Annotated in this window: 10 protein-coding genes; 8 read left to right on the top strand and 2 right to left on the bottom strand. The window is 49.3% G+C overall.

Annotated features, from left to right (window positions below):
* Positions 1 to 21: 21 nt before the first annotated feature.
* The 6 genes from ACR6Z4_RS26495 to ACR6Z4_RS26470 all read left to right on the top strand — a co-directional run bounded on the left by ACR6Z4_RS26495 (position 22) and on the right by ACR6Z4_RS26470 (position 6,940).
* Complete coding sequence (locus ACR6Z4_RS26495; RefSeq protein ID WP_479720350.1) at positions 22 to 1,188, top strand: aminotransferase class I/II-fold pyridoxal phosphate-dependent enzyme; 1,167 nt, start codon at positions 22 to 24, stop codon at positions 1,186 to 1,188.
* Entirely contained in the window at positions 1,181 to 1,864 is a 684-nt protein-coding gene (locus ACR6Z4_RS26490; protein WP_479720349.1) for an alpha/beta fold hydrolase, read from the top strand. The genes ACR6Z4_RS26495 and ACR6Z4_RS26490 overlap by 8 nt, the downstream gene beginning before the upstream one ends.
* A gap of 190 nt (positions 1,865 to 2,054) precedes the next feature.
* Positions 2,055 to 2,897 carry a methyltransferase domain-containing protein gene (locus ACR6Z4_RS26485; RefSeq protein ID WP_479720348.1) on the top strand — a complete coding sequence of 281 codons (843 nt, stop codon included), beginning with the start codon at positions 2,055 to 2,057 and terminating at the stop codon, positions 2,895 to 2,897.
* Positions 2,898 to 2,900: 3 nt separating this feature from the next.
* Positions 2,901 to 3,539 (top strand): dethiobiotin synthase, encoded by a 639-nt coding sequence (gene bioD / locus ACR6Z4_RS26480; protein ID WP_479720347.1) that lies wholly within the window; start codon positions 2,901 to 2,903, stop codon positions 3,537 to 3,539.
* Positions 3,540 to 3,548: 9 nt separating this feature from the next.
* Entirely contained in the window at positions 3,549 to 4,823 is a 1,275-nt protein-coding gene (bioA, locus tag ACR6Z4_RS26475) for an adenosylmethionine--8-amino-7-oxononanoate transaminase (protein WP_479720346.1), read from the top strand.
* 104 nt (positions 4,824 to 4,927) lie between these two features.
* Positions 4,928 to 6,940 carry an ABC transporter ATP-binding protein/permease gene (locus ACR6Z4_RS26470; protein WP_479720345.1) on the top strand — a complete coding sequence of 671 codons (2,013 nt, stop codon included), beginning with the start codon at positions 4,928 to 4,930 and terminating at the stop codon, positions 6,938 to 6,940.
* Between the two features lie 102 nt (positions 6,941 to 7,042).
* Here ACR6Z4_RS26470 and ACR6Z4_RS26465 read toward each other — a convergent pair whose 3' ends face one another.
* Both ACR6Z4_RS26465 and ACR6Z4_RS26460 read right to left on the bottom strand, forming a co-directional pair.
* Positions 7,043 to 10,003, bottom strand: coding sequence for a glycerol-3-phosphate acyltransferase (locus ACR6Z4_RS26465; RefSeq protein WP_479720344.1), 2,961 nt, complete (start codon positions 10,001 to 10,003; stop codon positions 7,043 to 7,045).
* Positions 10,004 to 10,012: 9 nt separating this feature from the next.
* Entirely contained in the window at positions 10,013 to 10,876 is an 864-nt protein-coding gene (locus ACR6Z4_RS26460) for a mechanosensitive ion channel family protein (protein ID WP_479720343.1), read from the bottom strand.
* Between the two features lie 471 nt (positions 10,877 to 11,347).
* Here ACR6Z4_RS26460 and ACR6Z4_RS26455 point away from each other — a divergent pair, with 471 nt between their 5' ends.
* Positions 11,348 to 12,769 (top strand): hypothetical protein, encoded by a 1,422-nt coding sequence (locus ACR6Z4_RS26455; RefSeq protein WP_479720342.1) that lies wholly within the window; start codon positions 11,348 to 11,350, stop codon positions 12,767 to 12,769.
* Positions 12,766 to 13,468: DUF1822 family protein (locus ACR6Z4_RS26450; RefSeq protein WP_479720341.1), on the top strand; the 703-nt coding region annotated here is incomplete at its 3' end. The genes ACR6Z4_RS26455 and ACR6Z4_RS26450, both read left to right, overlap by 4 nt.

The following is a 13,468-nucleotide window of genomic DNA, read 5'->3' as shown; positions in this document are numbered from 1 at the left end:
GGGTTTTCCAAGATTTCAGTTGTGACCGCCGTAAATAAATTCTCGTTTGTTGACCAAAAATTAGAAGAGCGCCTTCAAGCCCACCAGTTTCGTCAGATGCAGCCCTTTGAACCGGAGGGAGTGATGACGGGATGGCGGGGCGATCGCCTGCTGATCAACTTTAGTGGAAACGATTACTTAGGGTTGTCGCAACATCCAGCCCTAATGACTGCTGCCCAAACCTACACCCAGCGCTATGGTACGGGTGCGCCAGCATCGCGTTTGGTGACGGGCACCTATCGCATTCATCAACACTTAGAAAAACAGCTGGCAGCTGCCTGTGGACGAGAAGCCGCGTTGCTGTTTAGCTCTGGATTTCAAGCCAATTCTACCCTGCTGCCGACGGTGGTGGATGCGTCAGCCGTGGTGCTGTGCGATCGCCTGATCCACAACAGTTTGCTTCAGGGCATTCTTGCCAGTCGGGCGCGGTTTATGCGCTATCGCCACAATGATGTAGACCATCTGCGATCGCTGTTAGATCAGGTGTCGCAACGCACGTATAGCCGCATTGTGATCGTTTCGGAAACCGTATTTAGTATGGATGGCGATCGCTGTGATGTCGATGCGCTGGCTCAATTGGCGCAAACTTACAACGCTATTCTCTATCTCGATGATGCCCATGCGTTTGGGGTGATGGGTGAAGAGGGCATGGGGTTGGCGACGACTCATCCCGGCGTAGATCTGGTGGTGGGGACGTTTGGTAAAGCCTTTGGTGCGTTTGGCGCATTTGTTGTCTGTTCGCAAAAACTGCGTGATTATTTCGTCAACTATTGCTCCGGTTTGATTTACACCACCGCTTTACCACCAGCAGTCATTGGGGCAGTAACCGCCGCGTTAGAACTGGTACCCGGTCTGACTGCTGAACGCAGCCGCTTGAGTCAGTATGGGGAAACACTGCGGATTCATCTACAGCACCTGGGGTACTCAACAGGCAACTCTCAGTCGCAAATTGTGCCGTTGATTGTGGGTGATGAAGAAAAAACGCTACAGCTATCCCAATGCTTAGAGGATCATGGTATTCTCGCCACTGCGATCCGTCCGCCCACGGTGGAGCGCGGTACAGCCCGGATTCGCTTTACCTTGTCCAGTCAGCACACCGCAGCCCATCTGGATCAGTTGATCAAAACCCTGAATGAATGGCATGAGTAACCAATCCGACGCGATCGCCTATCATGGTTGGGGCTACGACCATCGGTGTTGGCTGCCCTGGAACGACCGTTTGGCGAGCTGCCAAATTGCTTTATCTACGTTCGATCGGGGATACTTTGGCACGCCACAGACTCCCCGGTTTACAAGCGAGCGCCCCAAAATTCTATTGACGCATTCCTATGGTTTACATCTATGCTCTCAAGCACAATTTCAGCAGATTGATTTACTCATCATTTTTAGCAGTTTTATTGAGTTTCATCCCCAGGAGGATCGGGCAAAACGGCGATCGCAACGAGTTTTACGACAGATGATCCAGGAATCTCAAACTCATCCCGAAACTGTCTTGCAAACCTTCAAGATTAGATGTGATGATCCAGATATTCAGTCATCACAATCTATTGATGGGTTAGATCGCTCTCTATTAACGCAAGATTTAGAGGATCTCAATACCTGCTGTCTTACGATAGATACGTTGAAACTTATTCCTCAAGTTTTGATCTTGCACGGAACGGCTGATCAAATTGTCCCTGATTATAAAGGACGAGATTTATTTGAATCCTTCAAATCGAATGCGCACTATTTTGAAATTCCTGATGCCGGTCACGCGTTGCCCTTTAGCCATATGAATACTTGCTGGGATTTAATCTATCCATTTTTAAGTGCTCAAAATCTCTAAAAATAAAGCATTGGATCAGTTGGTCATGATGGTGCTTAAGCATCTTTTTACTGCATACTTTACTTCTATCTATAGCGCTGTGCAGGTTGATTCAATACGGTGTTATGGGGCGCGGAGCGCCCCATAACACCGTTTCTGTACTTAACAAACTTGCACACGCTATAAATCCAGGATCGATTTCGTTTAACCCATGCAAATTTCATCTATTGCCGATCCATTAGTAGATTACAAACATCAAGTTGCGGATCGGTTTGGTCAGGCTGTATTGACCTATAATTGTGCGGCAAATGTTCAACAGGAATGTGCCAAAGATCTGGTTGAACTATTACGCAAGTATCCCAATCCCATCCCAGAGGGTGTGATTTTAGAAATAGGGTGTGGTACTGGATTTGTAACACAAGAATTGGTTCATCATTTCCCTCATCATCCCCTAGAAATTACCGACATTTCTTTAGAAATGTTGGAATTTTGTCAGCGTCATCTTCATATTTCTCAGCCTCACAATCAACCCATTTCATTTCAGGTTATGGATGGCGAATGCTTGCCGATCGATCAGCCGACATATGCGGCGATCGCCAGTGGCTTTGTTTTGCAGTGGTTTGAGCAGCCAGCTAAGAGCCTGAAAAAAATGGTGGCGACGCTTAAACCGGGTGGGATCTTGATGGTTTCGTTTCCCAGCGATCGCAGTTTTCCAGAATGGCGACAGATTTGTCAGCATTTAGATCTACCGTTTACCGCAAATGTTCTCCCCAATTCGGAAGCATTAATTCAAGAGCTAACAGGTGATGGTTTAAGCTGTACTGCTTACGAGAAACAGATAAGTTTGAGCTATGACCATGCGATCGCCTTTTTCAAAAGTTTGAAGCTAATTGGAGCCGGATTAAATCGATCGAATCGGGCATTATCATCCACCCAAATGAAGCATTTAGTTCGCTGTTGGGATCAACACAATCCAGAGGGTATAACAATTCAATATCACATCACCTTTCTCATGATCCAAAATTCAACTGTGGCGCTTCATAACGAGGAATAAATAATGACAGACAACCAACCTTTTCAATTTCCCCAACGGTTTTTTGTGACGGCAACGGATACGAATGTTGGCAAAACGGTTGTATCTGCAATGCTGACCTTGGGATTAAAAGGAACGTATTGGAAACCGATTCAATCGGGGCTAGAACCGATAACTGATACGGACTATATTCGTACCGTTACGCAACTCGATGAGACTCACTTTATTCCCGAACGATTTCGCTTAACTCAGCCGCTTTCGCCTCATCGTTCAGCTGCATTAGATGGGGTAGAAATCCACTTATCGGATTTTGTGTTACCCGACACGGGGCGTTCTCATTTAATTGTTGAAGGGGCAGGAGGCTTGCTCGTTCCGATTAACAAAACCGACTTTATTCTAGATCTGATTCAATACTTAAACCTACCCGTTTGTTTAGTGGCGCGCACCCAATTAGGCACGATTAATCACACATTATTGTCCATCAGGCAGTTGCAACATGCCAACATTCCAATCTTAGGGGTGATTCTTAATGGCGATCGCAATCCTGCTAATCGAGAGGCGATCGCAGACTATGGTCAGGTGCCAATTTTGGCAGAATTAGAGCCGTTAGACCCGGTCAATCCTGCTACGCTAAAAAGCGCCTTTGATCACTGGTTTGGCTAGTCACTCTGCATGAATTCTATTTGGTATCCTTACACCCAGGCTAAAACTGCACCACTGCCCCTCAAAGTTAAGTCAGCGCAAGGGGTTTGGCTGGAGTTAGAAGACGGACGTCGTATTATCGATTGCATTTCGAGTTGGTGGGTCAACACTCATGGTCATGCCCATCCCAAAATTGCTGAGGCGATCTATCAACAGGCATTGCAACTGGAGCAGGTGATTTTTGCCGGATTCACCCACGACCCTGCCGAACAGTTAGCCGAACGATTATTAAAGCGGTTACCGTCGCCGTTGAGCCGCGTGTTCTTTTCCGATAATGGCTCGACCGCAGTTGAAGTGGCGCTGAAAATGGCGTACCAATACTGGCATAACCAGAACCAAAACCGCACCACGTTTATTACGTTTGCCGGGGCATATCATGGCGATACGGTAGGGGCAATGTCGGTGGGGGCGCGATCGCTGTTTTCTGAAGTGTTTTCGGATTGGCTGTTTGACGTGAAATCAGTCCCGTTCCCCGGAACGTATGGGGGTGACGAACAGGTGACTGAAAAAGAAGCGCAGGCATTGAGTGAATTAGAACGTATTTTTCAGCAACAGGGCGATCGCATTGCGGCAGTGCTGATCGAACCGTTAGTACAGGGTGCAGGCGGCATGCAGATGTGCCGACCGGAATTTCTTCAACAGGTGCAGCATGTTGTGCGGCAGCATGGGGCATTGCTCATCTTTGATGAAGTGATGACGGGCTTTGGGCGCACGGGGGATTGGTTTGCTTGCCTCAAAGCGGCGGTGACGCCCGATCTCATCTGTTTATCGAAAGGTATCACTGGCGGCTTTTTGCCCTTATCCGTGACGGTGTGTACAGAGGCAATTTACAACGCTTTTTATAGCGACAATCCGTTGCATACCCTCTATCACGGGCATAGTTACACCGCAAATCCCCTCGGGTGTGCAGCCGCACTGGCATCTCTAGACTTGATGCAAGAGAATGAAGTCCGGTTTCGTAGCCTGGAAGCAAAGCACTGGCAGCATCTGAGCCAGTTTCAAGACCATCCTAAGCTAGAAAAACTGCGGGTCACCGGCACAATCGCCGCCATGGATCTAATCACTGCCGATCAACCGGGGTATTTAAATCGCATCTCATTGACTATTCGCGAACAAGCGATCGCCCACCATCTCCTGCTCCGTCCCCTGGGACAGGTGCTCTACCTGATGCCACCCTACTGCATCACCGACGACGAACTAACCCTGGTGTATAACGGCATTCGTGCCCTTCTCGAAACCATATGAGTCTACAACAGACGGGAACCCGATCGAGCTACCCAACATTGCTATGGTTTGCATTACACTTGTTCAGTATTCCTTTCAGATAAGCTAAGTCACGAGAGATCTGAATGACTGCATCCAACTCATCTAGCCCATCCCTCAATCGCCTCAGCCGATTTGATGTGCAACTGTGGAATCGCTTTGTCGCGATCGCTCAACCCTACTGGTATCCCACCGAAGGTCGGCGCAGTGGTGTGATCTTTTTTGGCTTGGTCGCGCTGTTAATCGTATTTCTCATAACATTTTTCTTCTTGTTGATCAGCGCAATTACACTTTTATGCCAACGCCTGTTTCCTGAATTTATGGAGCAGTCAGCGGTAGGACTAGTTCAGTTGATCAAAGGCATTATTCGTTCACCGTATATTGCGATTGTGATTGCCGGATTGGTTATCCCTGCGATCGCCTTTTTTAGTGTTAGACGTACTGTAGTACCTCGGTGGAAACAATGGGCATTTCTCTCCCTCTTATTGCTTCTGTCTCTGTCTGTCAGTGGATTAAATGTACTGATCAGCTATGTCAGCAACTTTTTTACCACGGCTTTGAGTGAAAAGAATCAACCAGAGTTTTGGCGATTTTTGTTTGTTTATGCTGGAGTTTTTGTAGTAGGCACTCCCATCGTTGTTATCTATAAATACGTTCAAGATTTACTCGGATTGTATTGGCGAGAATGGATGACTGATAAATTCTTGAATCAATACTTCAGTAACCGAGCCTACTACGAAATCAATTCGGAGAAACAAATAGATAACCCTGACCAGCGAATTTCGGAAGATATCAAGACGTTTACCTCTACAAGCTTGTATTATCTTTTGCTAATTTTAGGTGCTGTAATTGACCTGATTTCATTCTCAGGAATTCTGTGGTCTATTTCTCAAGGTCTGTCAATCTTTCTGGTTGGTTATGCTGTTTTTGGCACGCTAGTAATAGCATTTTTTGCAAGAAGATTGATCTTTCTAAACTTCACCCAGTTAAGACGTGAAGCGGATTTTCGCTATGGCTTAGTACATATTCGTGATAATGCCGAATCTATTGCCTTTTACCGGGGAGAAGATCAAGAATTAGGTCAGATAGACAACAAATTTGGAGAAGTGATTCGCAACTTTAATTTGTTGGTAGGCTGGCAACGAAATGTTAGATTTTTCACAAAAGGCTATGAATATGCCATTGTCATTCTGCCTTCATTGATTATGGCTCCTATCTATTTTTCAGGGCAAATTCAGTTTGGAGATATTACTCAAGCTAATTTTGCTTTTGGTCAGATTCTGAGTGCATTTTCCATTTTCATCCTTTATGGAGAAATTGAGCGCTTAAGTGCATTGGCGGCTGGCGTTAACCGTCTTGAAACTTTTACCGAAGCGTTAGAAGAAACCAAGGAAAGTCGTTCTAAAGGTTTAACGACGATTGATACGGTTGAAGATGCGCAGATTTCGCTGAGCCATGTCACGTTGATGACGCCTAAAGGGCAGCGTAGTTTGGTGAACGATCTGTCGGCGGCGCTAGAGCCGGGAGAAGGTCTGGTGATTGTTGGTCCCAGCGGTGCCGGGAAGAGTTCCCTATTAAGGGCGATCGCTGGATTGTGGAATACGGGCACAGGTCGCATTACCCGTCCTGACCTGAGCGATATGCTGTTTTTACCCCAACGTCCTTATATGGTGTTGGGCACCCTGCGCGATCAACTGCTGTATCCCCATACCGATACGGTTGTTGATGAAGCTACGTTACGAGAAACGTTAAAGCAGGTCAATCTCGAAGACTTACCCGATCGTCTGGAGGGATTTGATACCGAGTTAGATTGGGCAGATGTGCTGTCTCTGGGTGAACAGCAACGACTTGCTTTTGCTCGGTTACTGTTAACTCAACCGCGCTATGCAATTTTGGATGAAGCCACCAGTGCGCTCGATTTAGCGAACGAAGAACAGCTTTATCAACGTATTCAAAACTCTGCGACTAGCTATGTCAGTGTGGGTCATCGTCCGAGTTTGTTGCGGTATCACAACTATGTGTTGGAGTTAACTGGAGATGCAGGATGGCGGTTGCTGCCTACAACAGATTACGAAGTCGATGTCAATGTGTTTTCGTAGGGATTGCGAAAGAGTGAGATAGTGCTACGTCTTTGGAACTCAAAGAGTGATGTGAAAAAAGCGTCGCTTCGCGACGCTTTTTTCACATCACTAGGCGTCAATCTATAAAATTTCTACGCTTCCGACTGCGCCATTAATGCGGACTCGCTGACCATTTTGCAATTGACGCGTCGCGTCGTGAATATCCATCACGGCGGGGATGCCATACTCGCGGGCAATGATAGCACCGTGGGATAGACGTCCACCCACCTCGGCAATGATGCCTCCTGCTCTTGCTAATAATGGCGACCAGCCCGAATCAGTATAGGGCACCACCAGAATGGTCTGCTTGGTAATCTCTGGAATGGCTTGCAGGTTAAGCAAGATCAAGACGTTGCCTTCGACCTCACCGGGGCTGGCTCCGATGCCCTGCCATTGCCGTGCAGTTATAGCCGCAGACCGATTATCGATTTGGGGTTGAGGTGGGTCATTGCCGTAGACCAGAGAAGGTGGAATCAGTTGGCGATCGCCTGCTAATTTCTCTTTCCGTCTCTGAATCAGCGGCAGCACATGCGCCTTTAAATCTGCGTCTAAATCTGCGGCTGGATTAGCAATTAAGCGTTGAATTTCCGCAAATTCCAAAAAAAATAGATCGCCCTGTTCCTGCAACCATCCAGCGTTGAGCCAATGTTGCTCTAAGGCTACAAAACTCCAGCGCAATTCTGCCAAAAGCCGGCTATAGGTTTCTGTCACGCGTCCTTTTAGATTTAACCGTCGCTGCACGGGTGAAGACGGAGATCGCTTTCTAGAAGCTTGTAAAGATGAAGGGTCTGACGTTGCTGCCGGAGCGGGACTGCGGAGATATTGCACCAACAATTCCTGGACTGGATGGGGATCTTCGCGCCAGCGCGGCACAGAAATATCAGTTCCTACCTGACTGAGATAGCCGTAGTCGTGCAAAAACTGATCGAACTGTTGCAAAACGGCTTGTCCGTCAGCCTGTTCAGCCAGGTGTGCCCAGATCTCTGAGGTTGAAGCCGTGTCTCGTTTCAGATCTGGCAGTAGGGGATCGGCGTGTTGAGCGATCGCCTGGAGTGCTTTCAGAGATGCAATTTCAGGTGTATGAGCATTGTCCAGCTCTGCATCTGGGGTTTTAAACAGGGCTTGGCGTACGGCAAAACTCAAGGGCGCGAGAATGCTGTAATAGGTGGCGCGTTTGAGTAAGTCCAGAATCTGTTCGATCCGCAACAACAATTCCGTCGGGGTCAGTTGGTCTAATGCTTGCGATCGCAGATGGGCGATCGCGGGGTCAAACCGTTTATGGGCATCGCGATGAAACTCTTTCTCTAAACGCAGTTCTCGGTTGGCAAGGCGCAATAATCCTGGCACATTGCTGAGCGTCGAACGCAATGGCGGTTTACTGAACTTGGCTCCTCGGGTCAAAAATTCTAGACTTTCCGCAGGTAGCCCCATGCGTAAAAAGATTTGTCCCAACAACGTTGCATTAAAGTAAGCGGCTGAATGATGTAACGTCGCTGTTTCGTTAAAATCTAGTCCAGCCGTGCGATCGCCCAACACGATCGTAAAAATCTCGCCCCAGACACCGCAGGTAAGTGGACGATTGATCGACCAGGTGAGCGGATGGATAAACCCCGGAATCACCTCAGCGGCAATCTTGCGCGTCCAGATGGGGAGTAGCGTTGTGATCGGGCGCGATTGTAACACCCACAACTGTTCACCGTCGTAGCTCCATTCCAGATCTTGAGGAATACCGTGATAGCGGATCTCTAGATGCCGTGCCAGATAGGCGACGTGTTGAATTAACCGAGGTGGAACTGTGCCTGTGCCTTCGAAATTCAGTTGTACCGCATCCGGCAACGTTCCTGCCTGTCCGGGTTGAGTATTCTCAAAAGATGCAGATGGTACGTCGGTCGCATGAACCCAGACGCGATATTGTTCCGGGGTCACCTTGCCTGACACAATCTGTTGCGCCTGTCCCGGCAATGCTTCGATCAGCACCGCATCGCCCTCCCGCCGGATCGGATCGCGGCTAAAGGCTACCCCAGAAAACACGCCTTGCACCTGCACCTGCACTAATACCGCCATGCCACTGTCTTCGATGCGGCGGTCTTGCCGATATTGCATCGCACCTGGGAAGGTGTAAGACACCTGGCATTGCAAAATGGCGTGTTCTAATGCCGCCTGACTGGTGACATCCAAAATGGATGTGTACTGTCCTGCCGCAGACCCCGCTTCAGAATCCTCACCGATCGCCGACGATCGCACAGCTAGGGGATGCTCGGCATCGGCATGGAGCGAGTTGATGAAGGGTTCCGGGTCATCGCCCGGTGGTAGCACCCAGCCCATCGGCACCGGATAGCCCCATTGCTTGAGTTGTGCCAGGGTTGCCGCTTTTTGCCCTACCTTGTCCACCGTCAGGGGTTGATTGAGCGAGAGCATGGCTCGATTGCCGCGAAAAAATCGGAACATTTTCTGGGAATCGCCCTGGGCAGAGTCTGCCGGTAAATCGAGATCATCCGGGATCTGTCGGTAAATCCATGCCATCACTAAACTCAGAAAAACGGTGGTCACAATTAAGGTGGGTTGATAGGGATGCCGCAATGCCGTAATCATCGGGATTAACGCTAACACCCCCAATCTGCCGAGTTGCCGTTCTCGCAGCACAGTAAACCCCACGCCGCCCAGCAGAAAAATTAAACCGGCTCCCGTTGCGTCAAACACAATATATCCCCAGACGACATTAGTGGTTCCGGCTCCTCGCCCCCAGCCATACCGTCCGAGCACCAGCATGATTAACGCCAACATTTCCCAGGCAGGCTCTGTTGGAAAAAAATAACGAGCCAGCAATACGGCAGCAATGCCCTTCGCCATTTCTGAAACGACTGCCAATCCACCCAGCCAGCGACCGCCATGATAAAAAGCGGCGGAAACGCTGACATTGCCCGTGCCGATGTTGCTGAGGCGTTGACCCGTGAGCCCATACGCAATCCAGTCGATCAGGGGTAGCCCGCCCAATAGCGGACAGAGAACGAAGATGCTGAGAAGCCCCAACGCATATGCCATAGATTCACCCTAGTTGCGATCGCTGCCCGCCTGTTGTTGATCAAAAAAATAGACCGTACGAATAGGATAAGGAATATCAAAATGAGCGTCATCGCAAGCTTGTTTTAAGGTAATCATCACCTGACTGAGGGTGCGTCGCACCTGCACAATGTGCGGAGCCGTCCAATAGCGCACGACAAAATCAATCGAACTGTCGCCAAACCCCACTAGATCTACCTCTACGGCTGGATGCTCCATGACGCCTTCTACGGTGGTAACGGCATCAAGCAAGCCCTGACGGGCTTGCTCTAGAGGCGTATTGTAGTCTAGCCCGATGGCAAGATCGGTACGACGACACGAATATTGGGTCAAGACTTTGATCGGACTGGTAAACACAATGGCATTGGGAATCACTACTTGTTCACCTTGATACGTGCGGATCTGGGTCGAGCGAATGTTGATATCTTCGACGGTGCCTTCGTAGTCATTCACAATAATTTGATCGTTAAGGCGGAAGGGTTCGTTGATCAACAGTAGAATACCCGCCAGAAAATTCTTAAAAATATCTTGAAATGCGAACCCGATGGCAACTGATCCCAGCCCCAATAATCCAATAATGTCGCCTAACCCCAAGTCTGGAAAGACAACGATGCAGGCCAACAAAATACCCATCACCCAGACGGCAACCGATGTGATTTGGATAATGAGAAGTTGCAACGACAGATGGTGCAGAAATCTTTCTACAGCAGTCTTGACCAGTCTGCGAATGGGTTTGACACTGTAGCGCGTCCCGATCAAAATGGCGATCGCCAACAGCAGGGCAGGGAGTAACTCAACCAAACGCCCAATCAGTCTGAGTAAGCTTGCGGTAACGGTTTGCATGACGTCATCCATCGACCTGGATACTCCTTTGTATGTATGAGAGGGCTGATGTTGTGGCTATAGAAATTTTTTGGGGTCTAAGGATCGCGGATTAAATCAGATCGAATATTGCATTGTTTGAAGGGGCGAACGGTCGTTCGCCCGTACAACAAATCATCGACGTTATTAAATTTCCATCCCTTAGGATCACAGATTAATTAACCTGTAATTCTTTTTGAGAGAGCGACGGCGGAGCCGTCGCTCTCTCAAAAAGAATTGGGTTTTATTAAATTCACGATCCTTAGCGTGTGTTGCGATTGGTGTCCCTTGCATAAGTCGAGTGCGATCAGACGTAGAACAGAGTAGTAGGAAGATTGGTAGAGCCATCGAACCGATCCATAGGAGGTGAAATAATTGCGCCCAAACAATAGAAAACAGTGGTATAGGTTGAACTGAATGGGTTGAACAGAGGCTCACCGATTTGTCTACAGTAGGTAAACGTTCATGGGGTCTGCTTCACGATATTGGAGACGGGTACGGCTCGATGCCACAGGTCAGCGTCGAGTAGAAGAAGTGGCGATCGCCAAAGATTTCTTCTGTCAACAGTTTCCAGAATGGATGAATCAAGCCAATGTTCCTGATGCCAGCCTGCAACGCCAACTGGTTGATGAGTGGCGTCAGCATGAGACTGCCCCGGATGTGAATGCCTCCCATTCTGCGGCAGAACTGTGTCTGCGCTGCTATGTCTCTAGTCAGATTGAGCACGTCTGCCTTCAGCTAGAGAGCCAGTTTGGGGCAGAACATGGGTTTACCTGTCGTGACCTATTACCCATGGTGTTAGATGACGACGATCGCTGGTCTACGACTGCAAAAAAACGAACGACGACCCTCTATCGCTCGCTGACAACTGAGATCTTGCAAACCTTTGACCCCAGTCGTGCCAGTTTGAGTACCTGGGTGATTCGGCTGGTGCGTCATCACAAAGATCTCAATCATTTTTTATTAGAGCAAGGGGTTTATTTAGTCAGCGATTGGGCGATTTTGAATGACACCACCCCCAATCAACTTCAGCGCATCTTATCCCAGTTTTATGCCCAGACGCCGACCGAAATTGAGCATGCTCAACGCTTGTTGCACCGCTATCACCAGGTCTATCGCCGCGATCGGTTGCACCAACGGCAGATGGGCGGACGAGGACAGTGTGTCGCACCGACTCCAGAGCAATGCTATCGCATGGCTCAGATGGATCGCCCAACCCCCTCCTCCTGTTCCCCAGAGGAGATCTTGAGTCAACTTCAGGGGTTAGCAACCCAACTACGCCACTATCGAATTTATGCCCGTAGCCACAAGTTGCCTGCCGATTCGCTCGATCAGCCCGAAATCTATACCGTTGTCACGGAAGCACCCCCCAATCCAGCTGCCGACGGAGACGATGAACCGAATGAATTTTTAGCGTTTTACCGAGAACAATTTCTGCATTGTCTGGATAGTACGCTGCAACAGGTGATTCGCGATCGCCTTGCCCTACTGCAACGCAAGAACCCTGAAACTGCCCACCAGTTTCTCCGTGCCTTGCAATTATTTCATTGCCAGGGGCAGTCGATGAGTGCGATCGCCAGCCAGATCGGCTTAAAAGCCCAGTATCAGGTCACCCGCCTGATGAAGCTAAAAGAATTGCGAGCCGATATTCGCCAGCGATTGTTAGTTGCCCTCAGCGATCGCATTTTAGACACTGCCAAAACCTACGCTGACCCCGATCGCCTCCAGAATCTTGATCAACAGCTAAGCCTTGCCCTGGACGAACACATTAACCGAGTCCTTCAGGACGCTGAAGCTGAAGCCAGTGTTGGCAAAAACCGTTCACTTGATAGCCTGTTTGCCCGCAGACTATGCCATCAGTTGGATAGCCGGAGAATAGAGAGATGATGAGTCCAAATCCAAACATGACCGACACCCTGGACTGGGAAGCATTGACCACCGACAGCCTTGACTTAACCCCTGCGGACATCGAACACGCTGCTCAAATCAGTCAGGCGATCGCCAACCCAGATCAGCAGTGGCAGGTTTATCTCAACACATTGGCACGGCTGGGGCTAGAACAATGGCTAACCGAACGGGCACCCGATTTGGCACGCAGCCCCATTCCATCTCCAACCCATCCGACGGCGAGTGGTGCGGCATCAACCCTGCTCGATACCGTTTGGCTGATGCAGGTGGGTGACTTTAAGGTCTGTGTACTGGCGATCGCCAGCCTTCCCGATACCGTGGTCAGCGTACCCGGTGCGGTGGTTGATGCTGCCGATCCGGCTGCCCAGTTTTACATCCTGGTCAACGTTTTAGAAGAACAAGAACAGGTCAGCATTGCCCGTTATCTACGGCAGGATCAAATGATGACCCTGCGATCGCACGCTCAACCCCTGACTACCGATGCCGACGGCAACTACAGCCTCCCCTCAAGCTGGTTTAACGCCGATCCCGACCAACTACTATTAGAACTGCGTTGTTTGCAACCCATCAGCCTTTCCCAAATAACCAGTACCCAAGAGTCAACCACCATGACCCCGGAATTTACCTCCCCATCTTCCTCCACCCCTCCACCCCTCCGTCTCTTCATCCCTCCACCCC

The sequence above is a fragment of the Calyptranema fuscum S582 genome, from assembly GCF_055793305.1.
Note: the sequence above shows the minus strand (reverse complement) of the source record. Positions and strands in the feature narration are given on the sequence as shown.

Bases quoted from the DNA above. Each gene is read 5' to 3' on its own strand.
- ACR6Z4_RS26490 (WP_479720349.1), top strand. From the start codon at position 1,181: ATGAGTAACCAATCCGACGCGATCGCCTATCATGGTTGGGGCTACGAC.
- ACR6Z4_RS26485 (WP_479720348.1), top strand. From the start codon at position 2,055: ATGCAAATTTCATCTATTGCCGATCCATTAGTAGATTACAAACATCAA.
- bioD (WP_479720347.1), top strand. From the start codon at position 2,901: ATGACAGACAACCAACCTTTTCAATTTCCCCAACGGTTTTTTGTGACG.
- bioA (WP_479720346.1), top strand. From the start codon at position 3,549: ATGAATTCTATTTGGTATCCTTACACCCAGGCTAAAACTGCACCACTG.
- ACR6Z4_RS26470 (WP_479720345.1), top strand. From the start codon at position 4,928: ATGACTGCATCCAACTCATCTAGCCCATCCCTCAATCGCCTCAGCCGA.
- ACR6Z4_RS26465 (WP_479720344.1), bottom strand. From the start codon at position 10,003: ATGGCATATGCGTTGGGGCTTCTCAGCATCTTCGTTCTCTGTCCGCTA.
- ACR6Z4_RS26460 (WP_479720343.1), bottom strand. From the start codon at position 10,876: ATGGATGACGTCATGCAAACCGTTACCGCAAGCTTACTCAGACTGATT.
- ACR6Z4_RS26455 (WP_479720342.1), top strand. From the start codon at position 11,348: ATGGGGTCTGCTTCACGATATTGGAGACGGGTACGGCTCGATGCCACA.